Annotated in this window: 21 protein-coding genes and 1 pseudogene; 1 reads left to right on the top strand and 21 read right to left on the bottom strand. The window is 42.3% G+C overall.

What is annotated here, in order from left to right:
• Nucleotides 1–24 precede the first annotated feature (24 nt).
• The 10 genes and pseudogenes from MPH60_RS02115 to pruA form a co-directional block, all read right to left on the bottom strand.
• A complete protein-coding gene (locus MPH60_RS02115) occupies nt 25–675 on the bottom strand; it encodes a phosphatase PAP2 family protein (protein WP_241589118.1) in 651 nt (216 codons plus the stop codon).
• A 294-nt stretch (nt 676–969) separates the two neighbouring features.
• Complete coding sequence (locus MPH60_RS02110; protein WP_241589403.1) at nt 970–2,208, bottom strand: cytochrome P450; 1,239 nt, start codon at nt 2,206–2,208, stop codon at nt 970–972.
• 807 nt (nt 2,209–3,015) lie between these two features.
• Nucleotides 3,016–3,195 carry a DUF4083 domain-containing protein gene (locus MPH60_RS02105; RefSeq protein WP_241589119.1) on the bottom strand — a complete coding sequence of 60 codons (180 nt, stop codon included), beginning with the start codon at nt 3,193–3,195 and terminating at the stop codon, nt 3,016–3,018.
• A gap of 124 nt (nt 3,196–3,319) precedes the next feature.
• Nucleotides 3,320–3,991 (bottom strand): DUF975 family protein, encoded by a 672-nt coding sequence (locus MPH60_RS02100; RefSeq protein WP_241589120.1) that lies wholly within the window; start codon nt 3,989–3,991, stop codon nt 3,320–3,322.
• 324 nt (nt 3,992–4,315) lie between these two features.
• Nucleotides 4,316–4,489: pseudogene (locus MPH60_RS02095) on the bottom strand (branched-chain amino acid transport system II carrier protein); the annotation flags it as partial.
• Nucleotides 4,490–4,704: 215 nt separating this feature from the next.
• Nucleotides 4,705–6,069, bottom strand: coding sequence for a sigma-54 interaction domain-containing protein (locus tag MPH60_RS02090; RefSeq protein WP_241589405.1), 1,365 nt, complete (start codon nt 6,067–6,069; stop codon nt 4,705–4,707).
• Between the two features lie 260 nt (nt 6,070–6,329).
• Nucleotides 6,330–6,584, bottom strand: a complete 255-nt coding sequence (locus MPH60_RS02085) for a hypothetical protein (protein ID WP_076364404.1) — start codon at nt 6,582–6,584, stop codon at nt 6,330–6,332.
• A 37-nt stretch (nt 6,585–6,621) separates the two neighbouring features.
• Nucleotides 6,622–7,887 (bottom strand): Glu/Leu/Phe/Val family dehydrogenase, encoded by a 1,266-nt coding sequence (locus MPH60_RS02080; RefSeq protein ID WP_241589121.1) that lies wholly within the window; start codon nt 7,885–7,887, stop codon nt 6,622–6,624.
• 22 nt (nt 7,888–7,909) lie between these two features.
• Complete coding sequence (locus MPH60_RS02075; protein ID WP_241589122.1) at nt 7,910–9,103, bottom strand: ornithine--oxo-acid transaminase; 1,194 nt, start codon at nt 9,101–9,103, stop codon at nt 7,910–7,912.
• Between the two features lie 18 nt (nt 9,104–9,121).
• Nucleotides 9,122–10,669, bottom strand: coding sequence for an L-glutamate gamma-semialdehyde dehydrogenase (gene pruA, locus MPH60_RS02070; protein WP_241589123.1), 1,548 nt, complete (start codon nt 10,667–10,669; stop codon nt 9,122–9,124).
• Nucleotides 10,670–11,052: 383 nt separating this feature from the next.
• Here pruA and MPH60_RS02065 point away from each other — a divergent pair, with 383 nt between their 5' ends.
• Nucleotides 11,053–12,465, top strand: coding sequence for a sigma-54 interaction domain-containing protein (locus MPH60_RS02065; protein WP_241589124.1), 1,413 nt, complete (start codon nt 11,053–11,055; stop codon nt 12,463–12,465).
• Nucleotides 12,466–12,771: 306 nt separating this feature from the next.
• Here MPH60_RS02065 and MPH60_RS02060 read toward each other — a convergent pair whose 3' ends face one another.
• From MPH60_RS02060 to MPH60_RS02010, 11 genes are all read right to left on the bottom strand, one after another.
• A complete protein-coding gene (locus tag MPH60_RS02060; RefSeq protein ID WP_241589125.1) occupies nt 12,772–13,458 on the bottom strand; it encodes an FMN-dependent NADH-azoreductase in 687 nt (228 codons plus the stop codon).
• A gap of 32 nt (nt 13,459–13,490) precedes the next feature.
• Nucleotides 13,491–14,339, bottom strand: a complete 849-nt coding sequence (locus MPH60_RS02055; protein ID WP_241589126.1) for a VOC family protein — start codon at nt 14,337–14,339, stop codon at nt 13,491–13,493.
• A 4-nt stretch (nt 14,340–14,343) separates the two neighbouring features.
• On the bottom strand, nt 14,344–14,748 hold the full coding sequence (locus MPH60_RS02050; protein ID WP_241589127.1) for a DoxX family protein: 405 nt from the start codon (nt 14,746–14,748) through the stop codon (nt 14,344–14,346).
• 160 nt (nt 14,749–14,908) lie between these two features.
• Nucleotides 14,909–15,673, bottom strand: a complete 765-nt coding sequence (locus MPH60_RS02045) for an ABC transporter ATP-binding protein (protein WP_241589128.1) — start codon at nt 15,671–15,673, stop codon at nt 14,909–14,911.
• Nucleotides 15,670–16,467, bottom strand: coding sequence for an ABC transporter ATP-binding protein (locus MPH60_RS02040; RefSeq protein WP_241589129.1), 798 nt, complete (start codon nt 16,465–16,467; stop codon nt 15,670–15,672). The genes MPH60_RS02045 and MPH60_RS02040 overlap by 4 nt, the downstream gene beginning before the upstream one ends.
• Nucleotides 16,464–17,303 carry a nickel transporter permease gene (gene nikC, locus MPH60_RS02035; protein WP_405389184.1) on the bottom strand — a complete coding sequence of 280 codons (840 nt, stop codon included), beginning with the start codon at nt 17,301–17,303 and terminating at the stop codon, nt 16,464–16,466. Before nikC ends, MPH60_RS02040 begins: the two co-directional genes overlap by 4 nt.
• The gene (gene nikB / locus MPH60_RS02030) at nt 17,294–18,247 is read right to left on the bottom strand and encodes a nickel ABC transporter permease (RefSeq protein WP_241589130.1); all 954 of its coding nucleotides are present in this window, start codon (nt 18,245–18,247) and stop codon (nt 17,294–17,296) included. The genes nikC and nikB overlap by 10 nt, the downstream gene beginning before the upstream one ends.
• Nucleotides 18,248–19,780: a nickel ABC transporter substrate-binding protein gene (gene nikA, locus MPH60_RS02025; protein WP_405390696.1), complete on the bottom strand. Its 1,533-nt coding sequence runs from the start codon at nt 19,778–19,780 to the stop codon at nt 18,248–18,250.
• 133 nt (nt 19,781–19,913) lie between these two features.
• A complete protein-coding gene (locus MPH60_RS02020; RefSeq protein WP_241589132.1) occupies nt 19,914–20,237 on the bottom strand; it encodes a hypothetical protein in 324 nt (107 codons plus the stop codon).
• Between the two features lie 270 nt (nt 20,238–20,507).
• Nucleotides 20,508–21,650: a mannitol-1-phosphate 5-dehydrogenase gene (locus tag MPH60_RS02015; RefSeq protein WP_241589133.1), complete on the bottom strand. Its 1,143-nt coding sequence runs from the start codon at nt 21,648–21,650 to the stop codon at nt 20,508–20,510.
• Between the two features lie 5 nt (nt 21,651–21,655).
• A complete protein-coding gene (locus tag MPH60_RS02010; protein ID WP_241589134.1) occupies nt 21,656–23,746 on the bottom strand; it encodes a BglG family transcription antiterminator in 2,091 nt (696 codons plus the stop codon).
• Nucleotides 23,747–23,804 lie beyond the last annotated feature (58 nt).

Here is a 23,804-nt window from a genome sequence, read left to right as displayed (position 1 = left end):
CTTGCATTAATCTTGCTCCCTTTATTAACGATCTTTGTTCCCCCGGCGGTCTTGATACCTTTGAAAAACCCAAATGGCAATCGCGATCCAACAACCACCCGCCAAATATCCGGCTATGATATCACTAGGATAATGGACTCCCAAGTAGATACGGCTTATACCTATCGTGAGAATCATCAGCATGCTGATCAGAATCAATAGAATCCTTGCCCACCTAGCCGTAATATGACGCCATAGCAAAAATGTAAGAATACCGTATAAAGAAAATGCATTCATGGCATGTCCACTAGGAAAACTGTACCCGCCTATATCGATGAGTCGATGTAAATCCGGCCGGGCGCGTTGAAACAATAGCTTTACCATTAAATTAAGAAGAGGTGAACCGATCATGACTGCAGTGAATAAGACCAGTTCCAAACGATGCTTCAAAACCCTATATAAGAAAAACAAAATGATCAAGGAAAGGATGATAATGGAACCGGTTGAACCTATGTAGGTAAAGAACTTCATGATGTCCGTGAGAAGCGGGGACTCCCATCCCTGAACCAAGGAAATCACATCTTCATCAAATTTCAGGTATTCATTTGCACTTATGGTAAATGCCATGAAACTGAACCCGATTAAAAAAAGTACACTTATAATAAAGGCAATGGTTAATTGCTGCTTTAATTTCATAATAACATCCTTTCACTTATTTAAACCGATTCATATGGAAATTTCTATTTTATCATATCTTCTTCATTGCATGGTGAGTGTAATCGCCCGCGAATTTGCCTGGGCACAAAATTTCCTACTTTATCATACTACTTCATTCGTCATTGTCACCTCAACTTCAGGTTACTATAAGATTTCCTGTCGACTTCATGAACATCAATCGATTTAACAGGTGCCATTCAACATATATGCCATGCGTCCCACTAAAAAGAAAAAAACCTTATGCAGGTTAGTGCACAAGGTTTTTTTCTTTTTTTATACTGTACGGAATGCCTTAAGCGGTAGTGATGTCAATGTTTGCCCTGTCGCTGAATCGGTAAGATTCTCTTCTAACTGGAATGATGGCACCGCTTCAATATGCTTGAATTTCTTCAGGAAGGCAGTAAGTGCAATCTTTGCCTCCAGCCTGGCTAGCGGCGCTCCCAGGCAGAAATGGGGACCATTTCCGAAAGTAAGGTGCTTCTTATTGTTAGGGCGGTGGATATTAAGGGTGAAGGCGTCTTCAAACATCTCTTCGTCCAAATTAGCTGCGCTCATCCAAACAACCACGTTATCGCCTTCTTTCAATTCCACTCCCAATAGATCGTTATCTTCCTTTACGGTGCGATCCAATTTAATAAGATTGAAGCGGAAACGGAGCATTTCCTCTACCGCCTGCGGAACCAAATCCAGGTTTTCATGTAACTCTTGATAAACTTTCTTGTCATCATATAGCAGGGAATAAAAGCTATTGGCCAGTAAATGACTTGTTGTCTCGACCCCCGCTCCTAAAATCAGCATGGTCGTCCGGACAACCTCATCATCCGTAAACATTTCCCCATCCACTTCCGACTTCAATAGATCTGAAATGATATCATCTGCCGGGTTTAATCGTTTTTGCACAACAATCGGATACAAATACTGATAGTATTCTTTTGCTGCCACTTGCTTCAATTCATTTACTTCTTCTTGTTTTTCTTTATCAAAGGGAAGGAATAAGATATCAACCCATTTCTTAAACAATAAACGATCTTTCGAGGGAACGCCCATCAAATCCGACATGACAATGATCGGAAGCGGACTCGCCAATGATTGCACAATATCGATTTCCGTTTCCTCATCCATTTGTCCAATCAACTCATCTGTAATTTCCTGAATGCGAGGTTCCCAATTTTGAAGACTTCTAGGTGTGAATGCCGCGGCCAGCAGTGAACGGCGTTTTCTATGCTCAGGCGGATCCGCTTCAGTGATTTTGATTTTATCAGGCACAGAGCCTTCATCACTATCCGTTCCAACCGATATGGTAGTCCGTTTCCGTACACTTGAAAAATGTTTATAATCACTGAGAACCCGCTTCACATCTTCATATTTAAAAACATTCCACGTATCCGTTCCTTCGTGATAACTCACCGGGTCATTTTCTAACATCCGTTTACACCAAGCGTACGGACTAAATTCCTCAGCCCGTGTTTTAAACCTAGTAATTTCTTTTACTGCAATAATTTCTTTCATGATACCGACTCCTCCCACTTCTAAAAAAGTTACCTAACAAAAGGATCGAATGTTCAGCATTACCATCCCAGTCGATTTGTTATAGGGTCGAGCATTCCTGATAGACTTTTTTCACCAAATCCTTAAATACACATCTATTCCATTATAGGGAAATATCCTGCAACAAACCATGCATCTTCCATACCAGCAGCCTTACATGAAATTTGCCCCACAATCCCAACAACCCTATGTAGAACTGCTTATTTTTTACAATTTACTTTCTTTTTCTATTTTTTTATGTCTCTCAATTGATACTTAAATTCCAATCCTCTTTTACAAATTCGGTCAAAGTCATTTTCACTGATTTATTTCAGTATAATTTTTTACGTAGATTTCCACTCCAGGCTCTCGTTTCCGCGGGCGTTCCGGTAGCCTCCTCGGCGCTCTTTACCCGCAGGAGTCTCGAACACCCGCTCCAATCAACTGGAACGTTTTTCAAATAAAAAAAGCAGACAACATCGTGTTCGGAATGGTCTCCTGCCGAATACCTATCAAGATTTTTCAGAGGGAATGATAACCATGATTTAAAATTAGATTAGGTTATACTCAATGATTTTTTTACTCTTTTATAAGATGAAAACCTTACTAGATTGAAGAAATTTGCGACACTCCTGCCGAAAATCTGGTTAGCCGAGACCCCACAGCCGCTTGCAGTGAAGAGGCTTGGCAGACAGTCTGCGGAAAGGGAGCGGATCTCTGAAATCAAGCTGTAATTTTTAAAAGAAAAAAACTGCAGGCAAACTCGCTTTTCTTCGAGTTTGTCTGCAGCCGTCAATTTTTGCCCCTTTTAATCAGTTCATTCAAATCATCCATTTTCTTTTCCATAATATCCAGTCTGGTTTTACGGTGCTTGATTGAACGGAAAAGGGATACGGTCCCTACGATGATCAGGATTAGAAATACAAGGCAAAACAATTGGTATATCAGATCCGCAATATTATACCCACTCACTATGTAATCCCCCTAAATGGCATTCTCAATATTCTATTATACACCAGGAAAAATGATCAATTTAACCTTTTTAAGGGGAATCGGAAATAAAAAAACCGATAGCCAGTTGCTATCGGTTGATCTTTTATACCTCTATTTGTTGATCGTCATCTTGAGGCACAATTAATTCATTATAAAATGCAGCCATTGTTGTTCCTGCATAAGGAATCAACCATAATAAACCAATTCCCAGCGTGAACATGCAAAGGATGCCCCATCCGATGAAGCTTAGGTGCATAAGGAAATACTTCCATTTTAAGCCATTCATCCTTTTTCTGCTTTCTGTAATGCTTTCAAGGACCGTGTATTCAGGATGATCCTTCAATAAGAAAAACACCTGCGAATAGGCGATGCCTTTAATGATACCCGGAATGATTAATAATAATGACCATAAAAAAATGAAAATGCCTTGTAAGATGGATGCCCCAATAAGCTTGAAAGAGGTTTTTCCTTCTTTATAGATAGCAAACACTTCTGGAATGTCAGGATTTCCTTCTCTAACCAAATTCAGGTAGAACCAAGTGGTCGAAATGGTTAGCGGGATTAAGGCAATGGAAAAGACGAGGCTGAAGATATCAGACCATATCGGTGTTTCTTCCTGCATGAGCCATTGTGAAAACCCACCGCTTCCGATCACTTCGACAATTAAAGGCAAAATGATGTTGATCAAGAACAGAAGCAACATCAGCGATACAGTTACTCCCCATTTACCTCCCAACGACTGAAGGGCGTTCCTTTTTAATTCTGAGATTCTCATACTCTTATTTAACTCCCCTTTTTTAAACAGCGGAATTCTGAATATTCACCATTTTATTGTAAATTCTGGTTGAATTAAGAAAAACCACTATTTTTTTGATGTTAAATCTCATGTTGTATTTTAACATAATATTTCTTTCCGTGGGCTTAATTTCCTAGAAAGCACACACGGATAAAGAAAAGCGGTTGAATCGTTTTCGAGCAACCATGAACAACTCCTTTCTGGCTCTTGATCAATTGGCTTGTTTGCTCATAACATTTTATGAAAGGGAATATGGCAATATGCCCTTCCAAATGAAAAATACCTTCGCCAGACCCTACGATGTTAAGGTGTACGGTCTGCGATCGGCCTTGTCAGTTCTTCAAATTCCCCTTTTGAATTCAGGACCGCCACAACTCCCAGAATAGGTAGTACAATTCCCGTAAGAATGAAGCACGCTAGAACCGAAAGCCAATCCGACCCTGATGCAAGGGCGATCGACGGAGGAAAAATCAGATTGCCAGCCCAAAAAACTCATCACTCAATGAAACCAGCTATTAATACGCCTATAACTTATATAAGCGAATGTCGTGCCAATCTTATTTCTTGCATATGACGCTACACACAAGGCAAAAAAATGGTCACGATTCTAATTAGCGTATAGAATCGTGACCCTTATTATCAAAATCCAATAAAAGTGGTGAAATTTTTTCCCTCTAGCGTAAAAAAATTTTTTACCGCAATTTATGTTTTTCGATTTTATATTTCAATAATTGTTTGGACATACCAAGCTGCCTGGCAGATTCCGCAATTTTCCCATTCGTATTTCTCAATTGACGCACAATAATCTCTTTTTCATATTGCTGAACCGCATCTTTCAAGGAATTCACATTAAGACTGTTGTTATCAGCCATTGGAGCTCCCGTATACTCTCTGATTCTCCCAGGAATATCATCAAGGGTGATTATACTGGACTGGACATGATTATATGCCGTCTCGACCGCATTTTTCAATTCCCTGATATTCCCTGGCCATGGATATCTTTTGAAACACTCCAGCACATCATCCTGAACACCATCAATATATATATTCATCGTATTGTTGTAAAAATTCAGATAATGTTCAACAAGGACTTCTATATCCTCTTTTCTTTCCATCAAGCTTGGCAAGTCAATCTGCACGACACCAATTCTATAGAATAAATCTTCCCGCAACCGCTTCTCCGCCAGTAAAATATCCGGTACCTCATTCGTTGCTGAAATCACCCTGATGTCCAAGCGGATATTTTTCTTCCCGCCCAGTCTCCTGATCGTTTTCTCTTCAATCGCCTTCAGAAGCTTCACCTGAAGATTCATATCCAGGGAATTGATTTCATCCAGAAATAAAGTTCCGCCTTCCGCCTGTTCGAATAGACCTGGCATGTCTTCCGACCCGGTGAAGCTCCCCTTATTCGTACCAAACAAAGTGCTTTCCCATAAACTAGCAGGGACCGCACTGCAGTTAAGTGAAATGAAGGGCTTTCCAAATCGATCGCTTAAATTATGGATCGCCTGTGCGATAAGTTCTTTACCTGTGCCCGTTTCCCCAACGATCAAAACATTTGAGGTCGTTAGCGCAATTCTTCCAAGTTTATCTTTAATGCTTTCCATTTTAGGGTTAACCGTGATAATATCATCGACCGTATAAACGGTATTATTTCTCCTGAAGATTTTATGGCTCGAATATTTGTCCAAATATTGGATAGCATCTTTGGAAAAGAAACGCTTAGAGAATTCTACGGCTCCAATTATTTTACCGTTTTCGGCTATCGGAAAAGTGGAATTGATCGTTTCGATGACCTCTCCCGTTTTGGTGATCATTTCTTGTTTTATATTACATAACGGTTTTCCCGTCCTTAACACATTCATCAGCGTACTATTTTCGTTCGTGATGTTTTTATAAAAGGAAGTGACACTCTTCCCCATGAATTCTTCCGGCCTTATTCCAAGCTCTTTAAGGACATTTAAATCTGCCATATCATAAAAAATGATAATCCCTTTATCATCTACGACCAAAACATTATCAAAATCGGATAATCTCCTGAATATATCCCCATTCATATTCACCCTTCCAGCCCCCTCTCAATTTTACATACAAACCGTGGCAATCTCCGCAGATCGGTCCATCCACTTTGTAGCTTCTTGGTTTGGAACTGCTTGATGCATTGTCCAATCATTCTAAATATTTTACCATGAAACAGGGCGTTTTTTCTTTTCAAACTTTTTCCTGGCTTTGTCATCACCATATAAATGACCACAACAAAAAAGAGCATCCCAAAGCAGAAATCGCTTCCGCCTTTGGAACACCCTCTTTCCTATAATCAATCAGAGCCAGTTATAACAAAATCGTCTTGGAGCAAAGCTAATGGAAGCTTTCTATTTATAGGATCCCCTGCCGAAACATTAATTTCAGTAATGTGACCACTGGCACCTATTGAAACATCAATCAATTTCCCATCCTCCGTTTTCACTAAAAAGAGCCTCTCCCATTCATAAACATAGGAATTCTTTTGAACGTAAACTTGTTCGACGGTCCCATCCTGAGCACACTCGATGGTATGAATCGGTTTTAACACGGAATCACTCCTCCACTCTCCATTATTTGACTAAAGCTTATACCCAGCCACGGAATATCGAGGCTTCTGCCATTTTTCTGACACCCACCATATACGCTGCCAGCCTCATATCCACTTTTCTCGTCTCGGACATTTCATAAATTTGATTAAATGAGTTGACCAATAACGCTTTTAATTTGGTTTGGACCTCTTCATCTTCCCAATAATAACCTTGATTATTTTGAACCCATTCAAAGTAAGAAACTGTCACACCGCCTGAACTTGCCAATACATCAGGTACGAGAAGCACATTCCGTTCCGTCAAGATCTTGGTTGCCTCCAAAGTGGTAGGTCCATTTGCTGCCTCCACGACAATTTGGGCTTTGATAAGATGTGCATTTTCTTTGGTGATTTGATTGGAAATGGCAGCAGGTACTAAAATATCACAATCTTGTTCCAGAAGCTCCTGGTTGGTGATTGTATGATCGAATAGTGTCGTTACCGTTCCAAAGCTATCCCTTTTATCAAGTAGGTAATCGATATCCAGACCATCCGGTTTATAGATGGCACCATATGCGTCCGATATGCCAATCACTTTCGCACCAGCATCATGCATGAATTTGGCCAAAAAGCTTCCTGCGTTCCCAAACCCTTGGACGATGATGCGTGCACCTTTCAATTCTATGCCCTTACGCTTTGCCGCTTCCTCGATACAGATGGTGACACCTTGTGCCGTCGCCTTTTCCCTACCGTGTGAACCACCCAGTACCAGTGGCTTGCCTGTAATGAAACCAGGAGAATCGTGTTCTCTTATTCTACTGTATTCGTCCATCATCCATGCCATGATTTGTGAATTCGTATAAACATCCGGGGCCGGAATATCTTTAGTCGGCCCCACTATTTGGCTGATTGCCCGAACGTATCCACGGCTAAGCCTTTCCAATTCACCGATGGACATTTGGCGCGGATCACAGATGATACCGCCTTTTCCTCCGCCATATGGCAGATTCACGATTCCGCATTTCAAACTCATCCACATTGAAAGCGCCTTGACTTCTTCCTCATCGACTTCGGGATGAAAACGGATTCCGCCTTTCGTCGGACCGACAGCATCGTTGTGCTGGGCACGGTATCCAGTGAAAATCTTCGTTGTATTGTCATCCATCTTGATTGGAATCCGGACGGTCAGCATCCGAAGAGGTTCCTTCAAAAGCTCGAACACCTCTTCAGAATAGCCAAGCTTATCAAGCGCCTCCTTGATTACGACCTGTGTTGAATCAAGCAAGCTGGCAGTTTCTTTTTCTTCTTTGACAGTTGTACTCAATGGAATTCACCTCATAGGTATATTAGGATAAAACTCTTTTAATGCGTTCGATTGCCCAATCCAAGTCTTCTTTAGTAATCACTAATGGCGGAGCAAAACGGATAACTGTATCATGCGTTTCTTTACATAGCAATTTCTCTTCTTTAAGTTGCTCACAATAAGGTCTTGCTGCTTCGGTTAATTCGACTCCGATGAACAAACCTCTGCCGCGGATATCTTTAATCATTGGATTCTTGATTTCTTTTAAACTATCCATAAAGTATTGTCCAAGCTCCAATGAACGTTCTGCAAGCTTCTCTTCTTCAAGGACTTCCAATGAAGCGATGGAAACCGCACATGCCAATGGGTTGCCGCCGAATGTAGAACCATGTGAACCAGGATTGAATACGCCAAGGATTTCACGGTTCGCAGCTACGCAAGAGATTGGGAAAACCCCGCCGCCCAAAGCCTTACCTAAAATGTACATATCGGGAACTACTCCATCCCAGTCAGAGGCGAACATTTTTCCTGAACGTCCAAGTCCTGACTGAATTTCATCAGAAACGAATAGGACATTATTTTCTTTACATAAGTCGTAAGCTTCTTTTAAGAATCCTTGTGGCGGAATGATGATTCCCGCTTCACCTTGAATCGGTTCGATTAAAAATCCAGCCGTTTGCGGTGTAATCGCTTCTTTCAATGCATCTAGGTCGCCGTAAGGGATAAGCTTGATCCCTGGCAGCATCGGTCCAAAGCCCCTTCTATATTCATCATCGGATGACAAGGACACGGCTGCCATCGTACGGCCATGGAAGTTCCCGATACAAGCAATGATTTCAGCTTGGTTTTCTGCGATTCCCTTAACATCATAGCCCCAGCGTCTAACAGCTTTGATGGCTGTTTCAACGGCCTCAGCACCTGTATTCATAGGCAGTGCCATGTCTTTTTGCGTAATGCGTGAAACCATTTCATACCATGGTCCTAATTTATCACTATGGAATGCGCGGGATGTCAATGTTACGCGATCAGCTTGTTTCTTTAATTCGTCGATGATTTTCGGATGCCTGTGGCCTTGGTTCACTGCTGAATAGGCACTAAGCATATCCATATATTTGTTGCCTTCAGGATCTTCCACCCAAACTCCTTCTGCCTTTGCAATGACGATTGGAAGTGGATTATAATTGTTTGCACCATATTGTTCTGTTTGCTCTATTAATTTTTCCGTTAAAGTTGTCATGTTGATTCCCCCTAAAATTTATAGCGTTTCAGATGTTGTTTTACCTTGAAGGTGAAGAACTAAATAATCAGGACCGCCCGCTTTTGAATCTGTACCGGACATATTGAATCCGCCAAATGGCTGGTATCCTACAATGGCACCAGTACAGCCGCGATTGAAATACAAGTTACCTACATGGAAATCCTCACGCGCTTGTTCAATGTGTTCAATGTTGTTAGAGATGACTGCACCCGTTAATCCATAATCCGTATTATTGGCAATCTCGATTGCATGATTGAAATCTTTTGCCTTACAGAATGCAACCACCGGTCCGAAAATCTCTTCTTTCATGACACGTGCGTTCTCATCCACATCGGCAATGATAGTAGGCTGGATGAAGAAACCTTTTGAATTGTCTCCTTCTCCACCTGCAACGATTTTTCCTTCTTCTTTACCGATTTCAACGTAGCTCATGACTTTGTCGTAAGCCGCTTGATCGATGACCGGACCCATGAAGTTGTTTAGATCTGTTGGTTCCCCGACCGTTTTTTCTTTCGTTAATTCAATGGCACGATTCAAGACTTGGTCATATACATCTTCCACTATGACAGCACGTGAACAAGCAGAACATTTTTGACCGGAGAATCCGAATGCAGAAGCGACGATTGATTGTGCCGCCAATTCCAGATCAGCCTCTTTATCAACTACGATCGTATCTTTACCGCCCATTTCAGCGATGACACGTTTTAACCAAATTTGGCCTTCCTGAACTTTTGCAGCACGCTCATAAATACGGATACCGACATCACGAGATCCCGTGAAGCTGATGAAGCGTGTACGAGGATGATCTACCAAGTAATCGCCTACTTCGGCGCCGCTTCCTGGAATGAAGTTCACAACTCCTGCAGGCATGCCCGCTTCTTCCAGCACTTCGATGAATTTAGCTGCAATGACCGGTGTTGTACTGGCCGGTTTCAATAAGACTGTATTTCCTGAAACAAGAGCAGCCGTCGTCATGCCTGCCATGATCGCAAACGGGAAGTTCCAAGGTGAGATGATGACACCGACACCAAGTGGAATATAACTGAAAGCATTGTGTTCAATCGGACGGCTTTCCACTGGCATGCCGTCTTTAAGCTTCAGCATTTGACGTGCATAGTATTCCATGAAGTCGATCGCTTCCGCTGTATCTGCATCCGCTTCATTCCAAGGCTTTCCTGCTTCTTTCACCAATAGAGCCGAGAAATAATGTTTTCTTCTCCGAACGATGGCTGCAGCCCTGAATAAAATATTTGCACGCACTTCCGCTTTCGTTTTTCTCCATGTTTGGAATGTCTTATCTGCCGCTTGCATCGCTTGCTCAGCAAGATCTTTATTCGCTTTTGATACGGTTCCGATAACTTCTTCTTTATTTGCTGGGTTTACAGAGGTAATGACTTCATCAGCAAACACTTTTTCACCATTAATGATTAGCGGATATTTCTTCCCTAGATCATTAGCTACATCATTCAATGCCGCTTGAAAAGCTTTATTGTTTTCTTCGATTTTAAAATTAGTAAATGGTTCGTGTTTATATGTTTGGACCATTATGGCTCATCTCCCTAAAATTTTATGTTTTTTCTTCTCCCTTACTTAACAAGCAAGTTCCGTGCCAACTTTTCATTTTTTAGAAAAATTAATGATTTTCTTTTAAAAATGCAATGAAATTCAGCACTTTTGGGGCAAAATTGACATAGTATGCCATTATTTTTTGCTCTAAACCCTATTTTTGTCGCTTAAACCTTACACTTTTTATTAATGCAAAATTCATGCCAACACGAAAAACGATAAAAAACAGCTTTTTTTCACTTTTTCCGCAAAATATTTTTGCACTTCCATGCAAAATAATCTTGCTATGCAAATTTTATTTGCGCCTTTGCTTCAATTCCTCTACAATAGCTCTAAGAAAAGAAGAAAAACGGGAGGCATTCATGCATTTAGATCAAATTGTTAAAATAGAAGGTTTCCAAACCATCCTCCATTCACTAGTGGACGTAATCGATATCGGATTACATATAATCGATATAAAAGGCCGGACCATTATATATAACAAGAAAATGGCTGAAATAGAAGGCATGGATTCAGAAGAGGTATTAGGGAAAAAGATTCACGAGATCTTTATATTCAAGGAAGAAGCGGAGAGCACATTAATACGAGCGCTTCATTCTGGAAGGAAAACCGAAAACTCGAAGCAGACCTACTTCAATAATCTCGGACAAGAAATTACAACAATCAATAATACGTTCCCGATTTTGGATCAAAATCAAAATATCATTGGAGCCATTGAAGTGGCAAAGGATATAACGAATCTTGAACGAATCATTAAAGATAATATCTTGAATAAAGGCGATACGAAATATACGTTTGACAGCATCATCGGAACGAGTGAGAATTTCTTGGAAGTCATTGAAAAAAGCAAGCGTTCGACCAGGACGGCATCCTCCATCCTCATCGTCGGGGAGACGGGAACGGGAAAAGAACTCTTTGCCCAAAGCATCCATAATGGCAGCAGCCGTTCGACACATCCTTTCATCAGCCAAAACTGTGCTGCCCTGCCAGATAGTCTTATTGAAGGAATTCTTTTTGGTACGAAGAAAGGGGCCTTCACCGGATCGATTGAAAGGCCAGGTTTATTCGAACAGGCCCAAGGCGGGACCATCCTTCTTGATGAAATCAATTCCTTAAATCCGAATATGCAGGCGAAATTATTAAGGGCCCTTCAAGAAAGGACGATTCGCCGTGTCGGGGATACAAAAGATAAACAAATTGACGTACGGGTCATAGCAACGATAAATGAAGATCCGATAGATGCCATTTCAAATGATCATTTACGGAAGGATTTATATTATCGATTAAGCGTCGTTTCGTTATTCATCCCGCCTCTTCGTGAACGGAAAGAGGATATTCCCTTGCTGGCGCAATCCTTCATCGAGAAATTCAATGCGCTGTTCGAATTGAATATTGAAGGGATCAGCGATGAGGTCTACTCGCTTTTTTATGATTACGACTGGCCCGGGAACGTAAGGGAACTTGAACATATCATCGAGGGGGCCATGAATTTAATGGAACCTGGCGATACAAAGATTGCCATCCCCCACCTTCCGACTTTATTTAGGAAGAAAGCTCATTTGGAAGACATTCATCCCAAAAGCAAAGAGACTCCTGCAAATGGAGATATACAGGAGTCGACCTTATCTCTTGATGATTATATCGCCCATACTGAAAAGCAATACTTGGAGAAGATTTTAAAGGAACATGGAATGAATATCTCCAAAGCAGCCAAGGCCCTGAATATTAGCCGCCAAAGTCTTCAATACCGCTTGAAAAAGTATCAGGTCAAATAAAACAAAGAAGGCCCCCATTACATGGAGGGCCTTCAGTTTATAGGAGGAAAGGGAGCGGGTTTAATGCGTAGTCGAATACATGCATCAACGGTCGAATTTAGCGCCGTGTAGGTCGAATACATGCGTGAACGGTCGAATTTAGTGCCGTGTAGATCGAATTAATGCGTGAACGGTCGAATACATGCGTGAACGGCCGAATAATGCCGTGAGATCAAGGCAAACTCACTTTCTACGAATTTGTCTACAGTCTGAAGGCCCTCACTGATAATGAGGGCCTTTTTTGCTTCTATTCATTTCACTTCGCAATCAGAATGTTTCAGCAGCTTTTACAACGTTTTCCAAACCATCCGCGATGATTTTTTGTGTCCGATCCGGATACTGATTATGTCCTTCAATGACCACGACATCCGGATTGTTAATTCCCCATAGGCCAATGATATTTTTCACTAAATTCACGGCCATTTCAGCAGAAGCCATTCCTTCTAATGCATAATCAGAACCGCGGGCATTCAATAGCATGACTTTTTTATCACCAGCATACCCTACAGGACCTTCCGCCGTATAATTGAACATTTTACCTGCTTGTGCCAAATAGGAAAGATATGTGATAAGCGGCGCAGGAACCGTGGAGTTCCATAGAGGGAAAGCGAATACCACTTTATCCATCGCCATGAATTGATTTAAATATTGGTCAACCAGTTCGGCCGCCTTTTCCTCTTCGGCTGTCAGTTCAAGACCTTGGTTACGTTTATATAAACCGGTAATTGCCGTATTTCCATAGTAAGGAAGTTCTTCTTTAAATAAATCCAGCTCGGTCACTTCATCTGTACGGTGTGTCTCTTTATATGCTTTTAAGAATGTGTCATACATTTTCGAGCTGATTGCCTGATCTGCTGGACGATCATTCACTTTTACGAATAAAACTTTTGTCATTTTTCCATTCTCCCCTGCCGCGGTTTCTTTATTTCTAAATAATCTACTTAAGAATCCCATTATCCTCTCACCATTGCTTTCTGCTTTATATTTTAGACGACTAAATGAATCTCATTGCCTGATGGATCTGTTACAGCGAAAACCCCTTCTTTTTCCGTGACGACTGCCCCGATTCCTTTCAGTTGTTCCGTTACTTTTTTTCTCGCTTCTTCATCCGCAAAAACGAGAGTATACCAGTTTAGCCCCACACTATTTTCCTTAGGAGCAGGGGCGCCAACACCATTCCAAGTGTTTAACCCGATGTGATGATGATATCCACCGGTTGAAGTAAAGAGCGCTCCTCCATATCGATTCACGACGCTAAACCCAAGACCTTGCATGTAAAACTCCTCCGTTTTACGTAAATCCGCTACATGCAGATGTATATGCCCCATTAAGGTACCTGCAGGCAGTTTGCTCCACGCACCATCGCTTTCTTTCAGAAGGTCATTCCCATCCAGCGGATCCGTGCCCATTGCGACTTCCCCATCGGCCCATCTCCAATCAGTGGATGGCCGGTCAGAGTATACTTCAATGCCATTGCCATCCGGATCGGTAATGTACAGCGCTTCACTCACTTCATGATCCCCCGCTCCAAATGGATACTTCGTTTGAAGTAAATGGCGTAAAAAAATCGATAAGTCAGCACGACTTGGCAGCAAAAGGGCAAAGTGATATAAGCCCGTCGTCCGCCCTTCTTTCGGAATCACATCAGCAGGCTGCTCAAGTGTCAGCAACGGGGTTTTTCCGTCTGTCGTTAAAACAGCTTGCCTGTCGGTTTTCTTTAATACTTGAAGACCGATAATTTCTTGATAAAACTGAATGGCATTATTTACATCCAATACGTTTATACTGACCTCGCCAACAAAGGTAATTGGTTTTTGATGAAAATTTTTATCCATATTGTCACTTCCCTTTTTTATTGAAAATCACTTGATCCAAAGAAAGAACCGTGCGGTTTGCACACGCTAGATAGACAGACATGGCAAGCAGTGCCAAGTCCAGTTCGTAGCCTGCCGCTTGCCCGTTTCCAAGAAAACCAGCAGGTAATTTAGCCGCGAAAATCGCCCCCGCCATAATGACCGCAAATAGGACGGAAATGATTCGTGTTCCCAAACCCAGTATAACCGCAAGTCCCCCGATCAATTCGATTCCTGCAACGATGTACGCCATGAAGCCAGGAATGCCAAGGCTATCGAAAAATCCCGCCGTATTTCCTATTCCCCCTTGAAACTTTGAAACGCCGTGAATGAAAAAAGTAAGACCTAATATTACCCTTAAAAAAACTTGACCTGCTTCATTTTTATTCATATATGAATTCTCCTTTTTGTTGGTTACTTTATGTAAGTGATTATATTTTAATAAGTTTATAATGTCAAGTAAGTTTATAGGAATATCTTTTTTTCCCAAAATAAAAACGAATTGCCTAAGCAACTCGTTCATCGATTAAAACTCAAAAAACACAGCCTCATTATTCAAACATCGAAATCAATTCTTTTGTGTATGAATGGCGATCGCTGCGAAAAAGCCGTTCGTTTTCGAAAGAATCCACAATTACACCCTCTTTCATCACCATGATTCGATGGCTCATCTCCTGTACTGCCGACAGATCATGAGAAATAAAAAGGTAAGAAATGTCCAAAGTTTCCCGCAGCCCGCCTAACAATTTAAGCACCGCCGCTTGAGACAGAACGTCCAGGCTTGAAGCCGGTTCATCCAATATAATGAGGGCAGGTTCAATGCTGATTGCGCGTGCGATGGTTACACGCTGCTTTTGTCCGCCGCTTAGTTCATGAGGGTAACGTTCAGCAAAACTCCTTGGTAGCTCCACAGATTCCAGCAGCTGTTCGATAAAGTTCGCTTCATTTGTATACGAAAAATGTTTCAGATTGACCTGGCTGCCAAATTGAAGATATGGATCCATTAGTGAATCTTTTATCCTTAGTTTTGGATTCAAAGCCGATGCAGGATTCTGCAAAACGGCCTGGATGTTCTTGCGATACGGTTTTAAACTGCGTTCGCTTTTATTTTGCAGCGCCGTTCCTTCAAATAAGATGCTGCCTTGGTCAAAAGATTCAACCTGAAGGATAAGTCTTGCCAATGTGCTTTTTCCGCAGCCGCTCTCTCCCACTAACCCGAGGCATTCCTTCCTTTCGATGCTGAAATTCACGTTTCTTAGTATTTCCACTCCGTTATCATAGCTTTTATGGACATTTCGCACGTCTAATAAACTCATCCTGACACTCCTTCAAGCTTAAATGGGACTCTGCTCAATGATGGCGATGATTGAATCAGTTCATTCGTATAAGCATGCTGCGGATGATTCAATACCTGATTTTTATCACCGGTCTCAATGATGGCCCCGACTTTCATGACCGCAATGCGATCTGCATACTTCCTGACATGACGTAAATCATGGGTAATGAACAAGATCGCACATCCGGTTTCTTTTTGGAGCCTTGATAACAGCTGTAAAACCTTAAAGGAAGATACACTGTCCAAGGCTGTGGTCGGTTCATCCGCTATCAAAATATCCGGCTCAAGCAGCAGGGCTATCGAAATGGATACGCGCTGAAGCTGCCCGCCGCTTAATTGACAAGGGTATCTGCTGTAGATATCTTCATTCAGGCCCACCGAAATGAGCGCCTTGACCGCTTGCTTGCGTCTTTCCTTTTTGGAAAGGTTCAAATGTGTTCGCTGATATTCGTCGAAATGTTGACCGATGGTAAGGAACGGTGTAAAAGAACCCTGGTAATCTTGAAAAATGTAAGCCAGGCGCTTTCCGCGGATCTTCCTGATTTCTGAGGAAGATAGCGTTAATAAATTCTTTTCCCCGTACCATATTTCCCCCTTCGCTTGGAGATTGGGTGCAAGCAGCTGACATATTGCCATGGCCGTCATGCTTTTGCCGCTCCCGCTTTGTCCGACAAGTGCGAACCACTCTCCTTCCTGCACGTCTAATGAAACATCCTTGACGATATGATTTTGCTTCCCCATGATATGCAGCTGCCTCACGGATAAAATGCTCATGATTCCACCTCCTTTTTCACATCGAATGCATCGCGAAAATAATCACCGAGTATGTTGGATAGAAGGACGACAAACACGATGGCGATTCCAGGGTAAATCATCAGCAACATATTGGATTGAAAGTATGGACGGGCATCATTCAGCATGGCTCCCCACTCCGGTGCCGGCGGCTGCGCCCCGAGCCCGATATATGATAAGGAAGATATGAGCAAAATGATTTTTCCTAAATCAAGGCTAGAAAGGACCATCACGTTCCCGATAAGGTGCGGAAATAGATGCTTCCGCATGATCCCAAATGAACTTAATCCATTGATTTTAGCAACTGTGACATAGTCCTTCTGACGTTCGGTGATCACCGTACTTCGCACAAGCCGGGCATAATTCACCCATTTCACCAGAACGATCGCCAACAGGAGATTTTCGATTCCTGGTCCCAATAAACCACTAAGCACAATGGCAACGATTGTATCAGGGAATGCGAGAAACGCGTCTGCAATACGCATGAAAATCCGATCGATCAGACCTCCTTTAAAACCGGCAATCACACCGAACGGGACGCCGATGATAACCGCGGCAAACAGAGATAAGAGACCGTAGCCAACCGTCAGCTGTGCGCCAAGCAAAAGACGTGTCAATACATCACGCCCTAGATGATCCGTCCCTAACGGATGTTCCATGCTTGCCGGCCATAGCCTTTCTCCCAGATTGACCAGTGCGGGATCATGTTTCAGGATAAGAAAGGTGTAAGCCGCAACGGCAAGGACTGTAGCCATCACCGTAAAAAGGACTGTCATTCTCCAGCGCCTTTTGGATTTTTTTTTGATAACTAACTCCATTTTCCATCCTTCCTTTCCTTCAGTCTTAGCTCCGGATTTAAATAGCGATATGATAAATCCACGGCACTATTAACCATGAATACAATGATGGCCATGACCAACAGGTACCCTTGGATGACTGGATAATCCCGTGACCGAATCGAGTCCACGACCATCTTACCTATGCCTGGATAGGCAAAAATCACTTCGATCACCACTACACCGCCGATCAGGCTGCCAAGGCTGACACCGAATACGGTAATGACCGGGGGCAGGCTATAACGAAATGCATGGGCAAAGAATATCCGTATTTCTGATATCCCCCTAGATCGGGCAGCCCTGATGAAATCATGACTGAGGGAATCTATTAAACTCGAACGCAGCAAACGCACGTACACACTTGTGATGGCCAGCCCCAGCGTGACTGACGGCAGAATCAAAGAACGAAATCCGTCCCTGCCCATTGTTGGAAGGGCTCCCCACCGTACCGCAAATAAATCCATCAAGAGCAGCCCCAGCCAAAAGCTGGGAATGGCTGCGCCCAATAAAGAAATGGCACGGCTTATCTGATCAATCCAGCTTCCCCTGTACAAGGCAGCAAGCGAGCCTAATGGAATGGCTATACCAAGCATGACAAGCAATGCGCCAACCGCCAGCTCAAGTGTTGCAGGCAGCCCGCTCATGATCATCCCCATCACAGGCTGATTCGTCAGATAGGAGTGCCCGAAATCCAATTGGATAAAATCCGTAAACCAATCGCCATACTGCACTAACAGCGGATCATTGAACCCCAATTCTTCACGAAGCTCATTGACTTGCTCGTTTGTGATCGACACATCATCCACTTGAAGTATCGAGAGAACCGGGTCCCCTGGAGCAAGCCGAACAAAAAGGAAAGAGATGAATGTAATCAAAAGGACAAAAATCACGACCTCAATGAATCGCCGGACTAAGATGCGAAACATTCACATCACATCCAGTTCATTCGTCAGCATGTAGTATTCGCTTCTCGAAGTGATCCAGTTTTTAATTTTATCGGCATCATAAGCAACAAGTGTATTCGGATGTAAAATGAAAGAATTATACACTTGTTCATCGACATACATCGCAACCTCCTCAGCTATATCCGAGCGCTTTTCCTGTCCGACGGTTACGTTCAGCTTATCAATCAGGGACGTCAGGTGATCATCATCAGCCCCACTGAAGTTCAAGGCTCCCTTTGGATGATAGGTAGCATTTAAATAATAGCCGGCATCCCCGCGCGGAGCCGTTAAATTGCTGTAGGTCGTTAAATCCCAATCGCGATTGGCAGCCATATACTCTTCAGGGATTTCGATTTGCTTGATTTTCACATCAATCCCCAACTGGCCGGCATCCGATTGAAAAACTTGGGCAATTAACGGCAGGTCGGCACGTGAACTGTATGTAAGAAGTGTAAACGTTAATGGTTTGCCGTCTTTTTGCATGACACCATCCACTTTCTTATATCCCGCCTGATCAAGATACCCCATAGCCGCTTCCATTCCATTCTCTTTTTTCTGATAGTCCGGAGCAAAAGAGAATGTAGATGGAAATGGACCAGTCGCCACTTCGGCATGACCATGCAAAATCGTATCCGCAATCGATGAACGGTCGATCATGGCATCTATCGCCTTTCGGACGTGTATGTCCTGCAATGCTTTTCTCTCCAAATTCATCGTCATTTGATGGACGCGGAAAGTGGATGTCGATTCAACCTTCACACCATCTATCGCCTTTAAATTTTCCAGACTTTCCACTTCCGGACGGAAAACAATATCGGCGTCTCCCGATTCAAGGGCAAGAGACCGTGCATTGGCATCTTCATTAAACGAAAACCTGGCGCTCTCAAGCTTTGCGGCCCCATCCCAGTAAGACTCATACCGTATTAAATCAACAGCCGTACCTGGTATGAATTTCGAAACGGCAAATGGCCCTGTTCCAATCGGCTTGTTTATATAATCACTTTCCTTCACGTCAATAATCGAAGTATTTGGATGAACCAATTCAGAAGGAAACTCAGGAAAAGGAACCTCCGTCTTAATCGTCAGCGCATTTCCGTCCGCTTTAATCGATTCAATGCGCAAGGCATTCTTAATCGCCGGACTATCTTTCATCGCCCTCTCCAACGAAGCCTTCACTGCTTTGCCATCCATCCGCTTTCCATTCTGAAAAGTCACACCCTCCCTCAACTCGAAATTCCATAATTGACCGTCCTTGCTATCCCAGCTTTTCGCCAGCCAAGGCTCGATGGTCAAATCCTCATCATTGAGATGCACCAATGTCTCAGTGATCCCAGCCCTTAGTGACACATAACTAGTATCGACATTCGGGTCTAATGAGCTAGTCGCAAAATTAAAAAGCAAGTTCACCTTCTTCTCCCCTCCCACTTGATCATTCGCAGACTCGGTGGAACAAGCAGTCAAAAGTAAGAATGCTAGACATACAATAAAAATCAATCTACATTTTCTGAACACGATTTATTTCCCCCATTACCTCAACTATTTTTATTGGACACTTTAAAATCGTATTGATTACGATTTATAATCCAGCTTTGCTTTACTATCATGACAAACTACGTAACGCATTGTTGAATGCTTATCCAGAATCAAACTATGTAATGCTCCTCGACGAGAGTAAACACCAATTCACGAGTATTTGTGCCAAATTCACGAGTATTTGTGCCAAATTCACGAGTATTTGTGCCAACTCACGAGTAAATGTGCCAAACTCGCGAGTAAACACGCCAAACTCACGAGTAAACACGCCAAACTCACGAGTAAACACGCCAAACTCACGAGTAAACACGCCAAACTCACGAGTAAACACGCCAAACTCACGAGTAAACACGCCAAACTCACGAGTATTTGCTCCGAACTCATGAGTAAATGCGCCAAACCCGTGAGTAACAGCTCTAAATCTCGCAATAGCACCCAAATTCTTAAGTAAATGCACCTAACTTTTGATTTACTGCACTAATCCGCATTTTTTTAAAACCTAATCTCATAAAAAAGCTCCTTTCAAACAAATCAAAATGATTACGATTTAAACCTTAAATAAATCCACTTGTTTTGACTGCCTTTCATTATAAAACGTAATGATTACTGTTTACAAGTTTTTTTTGAATTTTAAAGATTATCGGATGCCAGTTCCATCTTTTTGATTAAGAAAAAACTCCTGAAAAAGGATTTCAGGAGTTCTCGGCTTTTATTTCAAGTTGTTGTAGTGGTTGATAACTTCTTTGGTTATTTCGCTATTTTCGTCCAATCCGCTAACTTCTTTAAGTGCGGTAGCTACACCGTGTTCTTTGATCATCGTTTGCAGTTTAAGGGCTTCTTCATCTTCGTTAAAATCAAAGAGTAAAGCGGCGGCTATCGCTTTCGCCAGATTAGTATAGGAAAGTCCGGCTTTTTTAGCTTGTACGGCAGGGCGCACGAGACGGTCGTTTGGCCCGAGCTTACGAAGCGGAGAACGGCCGACTCTATTCACCGAGTCATTCAGGTAGGAGTTTTTAAATCGATTAATGATTTTTTCGATATACTGCTGATGCTCATCTGCGTCCAAACCGTATTGCTGTATTAAATAAGCGCCCGTTTCCCCCAGGGTTTTCTTGACTTGCTCTACGATGCCTGCGTCCTCCAATGATTGGTCAATCGTCGATTTTTTATTTTTGAGATAACCGAGGTAAGCAATGACGGCGTGTCCTGTATTAACGGTGAACAGTTTTCTCTCAATGAATGGAGCGAGTTCTTTTACAATGGTCATCCCTTCAACGGCAGGAATGCTTTCCTTCGTTTCAACGACCCATTCATAATAAGGTTCCACCAAGACATCGAGTGATCCTTCGTTATTTTGGATAGGAACGATGCGATCGACTGCTGAGTTAAAGAAGTAGACTTTATCGGCTAGTTTTTCTTTTGTATCTTGATCCAAGTTTTCTAGAATGTAGCCTTCTAAAAGGTCTGTTGCCGATATTTGGTTTTCACAAGCGATCACATATAGTTTTTCATCGGTTTCCTTCACCCTTGATGCTAACCCTTTTGCAATTAAAGGAGCGATATGAGGCAAAATATTGGGACCGATAGCAGTGGTGAGGTAGGTTGCTTCGGAAATTGCTTTTATGATTTCCTCTTCCTGCTTTAAACTGTTTAAACCCGAAACATTTTCTACTGTGACGGATTCTTGTTGATCAGTGGCCAGTTTGACTAGATATTGCTTTTTATCATTTAACTGGTCGATGATTTGATCAGCTATATCTACAAATGTCACATGATATCCAGATTGTGAAAAGAGCGCTCCGATAAAGCCTCTTCCAATGTTTCCTGCACCGAAATGTACTGCTTGTTTCATTACAATCATCCCTTTATCAAGTTAGTATATAAATAATCCAAAAATATGGCTTCCAGCCTTCTGTTAATCATTTCTTCGTCCGAAGATGAAAAAATCATGATGGATTCATTGCTTTCAATTAAGCTTGAGCTTATTAAGCTGACAATTTCCTGCTGTTTTACACTCAATTCTTCAGGTGCCAGCATCAGCAGTAAATTTTTCATATGGACGTCATTTCCGTCCATACCTTTGACCAGACGATATTCCTCCAGGTGGGCCACCTGGAATATCAGTTCTTTTACATTCTTGTGTCTCGTATGGAAAAGGCCCATTCCAGTGCCAGGAATGCCTAAACCGCCTTTTTTTTCCCGTTCCTTCAAGGATCCGACCACATCATCCGCACCCATTAAAAGTTGTTCCGCTTCTGCCATCCTGACCATTTCTTCAATGATTTCTGGATGTCCTTTCAAGTGCGGCAGCCGATAAAACCGGAAATTATCCATGATCGACTCGATGCTCTGCTGGGCATCTTTCAATTCATGCAGCACTTCTTTCAATTCCCCATCCTCTTTTTTGGTCACGGTATCCTTATGGGCTGACTGAATGCCATAACGCTTATTCTTCGTGAAGTTTTCGATATTCTTCCTTAAATAATTCCTGATGTTCAAAATATTCTCTTCACTCAAAAGAGGTGATACAAGGATATAATCACTATCGATATACGGAAGCCGGACGGTAGAAATGATCACATCATAGTTTTTCAGACTGCCCTGCTGCTGTATGTCTTTGATCGTCTTGATCTCTACAGTCTCGATTTCGAAGATTTCCTTTTTGATCCGGCTTGCAAGCATCTTCGACGTGCCGATACCTGTCGGGCAAACGATGAGTGCCCTTATTGATATTTCTTCCTCCCGCAGCACTAATGCAGATCCGAAATGGAGGACGATGAAGGCTATTTCATCTTCAGGAAATTCTTTTATTTCTTTGAATCCCTTTTCCAGACTCGTCTTCACTGCCAAAAAGAGAACCGGATACTTTCGCTTTATCTCTTCGGTTAAGGGGTTGTATAATCCCATTTCCTGTTTGATCCGGAAAAGCGATGGTTCCATATGGGCAAGGAGCCCTTGATACAATGGGAAATCCTTGGTCAAATCGATTTGCAGTTGTGCCGAAACATCTTTTATCAGGTTTCTTATCAGCTGGCCAAGCAACACACTGTCATATGGAACGGCATCCGCCGCATGGAGCTTGGAGCCTTTAAGGATGGCTGCCAGGTAGCTTATATCATCAATGGTAAAAGAGACTTCCAGCATAGTGCTGAGTTCCTTGCCTATTTTATTCATGAGATTATTCTCATCGGAAAGTTCGCTTATTTTCTTGAAGTCCTTCTCCAAAAAAAATTGGCTTTCATTCCTTTGCAGGGTTACATAAATATGTACAATTAACCCTATATACCCGCTATCCGCCAAACGAGAATGGACACTGTTAAAAGTGGAAAACAGCACCCCATCGATAGCCAGAAGATATTCAGGATCGAAATATTCGAGGATTTTCGCTTCTGGAAATTTTCCTTCTTGCAGCAAAAATAAACTTTCAATCAGTTCTTCATTAAAGAAGTGCAAGAAATAGGCTGCCTGGGCTTTCCGTTTATTTTCTTCGGTGCCGGCAAGCTCTATTCCGACTCCCCTTTTTCTCGTAATCACGATATTAAAATTCTTTAACCATTCAGTCAGTTCGTCCAAATAGGTTGTAAGAGTCGTAATGCTTATACCGAGATCCCCCGCAAGAACTTGAGTTTTATATGATTCTTCCTGCAGTAAAGCTAAAAGGAGATGCAGCTTTCTTTCTTGTGGCGTTTGATCGATCGGATGATTGCCCATCAGGTGCTGTACAAGCCGAAAGACTTGTTCATTTTTCCCGTCGATGGACAGGCCCTCATGTGTATTGCGTGTTAAATGCAACTCAAATGATTGCAGGATTTTTTCTATGGACTTTAGATCACGCTGAACCGTCCGGACACTAACATTCAATTGTGTCGCAATGGATAAGGCTGTATGTTTTCCTGATGTTTTTATGATCAATTCTATGATTGATTTTTCCCTTGAAGTAATATACATGCTACCAACTCATTTCTGGTGGAGTAACACGAGAAAATACTGAATAGAAAAGCGTAAA

This window comes from Peribacillus sp. Aquil_B1 (genome assembly GCF_022603275.1).
In the GTDB taxonomy this organism is placed as follows: Bacteria; Bacillota; Bacilli; order Bacillales; family DSM-1321; genus Peribacillus.
The sequence above is the reverse complement of the archived record's forward strand: the minus strand, read 5'-3'. Positions and strand labels throughout refer to the sequence as shown.

Excerpts from the sequence above, each read along its gene's own strand:
- MPH60_RS02065 (WP_241589124.1), top strand. The coding sequence starts at position 11,053 with ATGCATTTAGATCAAATTGTTAAAATAGAAGGTTTCCAAACCATCCTC.
- nikB (WP_241589130.1), bottom strand. The coding sequence starts at position 18,247 with ATGTTTCGCATCTTAGTCCGGCGATTCATTGAGGTCGTGATTTTTGTC.
- MPH60_RS02045 (WP_241589128.1), bottom strand. The coding sequence starts at position 15,673 with ATGAGTTTATTAGACGTGCGAAATGTCCATAAAAGCTATGATAACGGA.
- MPH60_RS02075 (WP_241589122.1), bottom strand. The coding sequence starts at position 9,103 with ATGACAACTTTAACGGAAAAATTAATAGAGCAAACAGAACAATATGGT.
- MPH60_RS02015 (WP_241589133.1), bottom strand. The coding sequence starts at position 21,650 with ATGAAACAAGCAGTACATTTCGGTGCAGGAAACATTGGAAGAGGCTTT.
- MPH60_RS02115 (WP_241589118.1), bottom strand. The coding sequence starts at position 675 with ATGAAATTAAAGCAGCAATTAACCATTGCCTTTATTATAAGTGTACTT.
- MPH60_RS02010 (WP_241589134.1), bottom strand. The coding sequence starts at position 23,746 with ATGTATATTACTTCAAGGGAAAAATCAATCATAGAATTGATCATAAAA.
- nikC (WP_405389184.1), bottom strand. The coding sequence starts at position 17,303 with ATGGAGTTAGTTATCAAAAAAAAATCCAAAAGGCGCTGGAGAATGACA.
- MPH60_RS02100 (WP_241589120.1), bottom strand. The coding sequence starts at position 3,991 with ATGAGAATCTCAGAATTAAAAAGGAACGCCCTTCAGTCGTTGGGAGGT.
- MPH60_RS02040 (WP_241589129.1), bottom strand. The coding sequence starts at position 16,467 with ATGAGCATTTTATCCGTGAGGCAGCTGCATATCATGGGGAAGCAAAAT.
- pruA (WP_241589123.1), bottom strand. The coding sequence starts at position 10,669 with ATGGTCCAAACATATAAACACGAACCATTTACTAATTTTAAAATCGAA.
- MPH60_RS02090 (WP_241589405.1), bottom strand. The coding sequence starts at position 6,069 with ATGAATGGGGATATATTCAGGAGATTATCCGATTTTGATAATGTTTTG.
- MPH60_RS02055 (WP_241589126.1), bottom strand. The coding sequence starts at position 14,339 with ATGGATAAAAATTTTCATCAAAAACCAATTACCTTTGTTGGCGAGGTC.
- MPH60_RS02060 (WP_241589125.1), bottom strand. The coding sequence starts at position 13,458 with ATGGGATTCTTAAGTAGATTATTTAGAAATAAAGAAACCGCGGCAGGG.
- MPH60_RS02050 (WP_241589127.1), bottom strand. The coding sequence starts at position 14,748 with ATGAATAAAAATGAAGCAGGTCAAGTTTTTTTAAGGGTAATATTAGGT.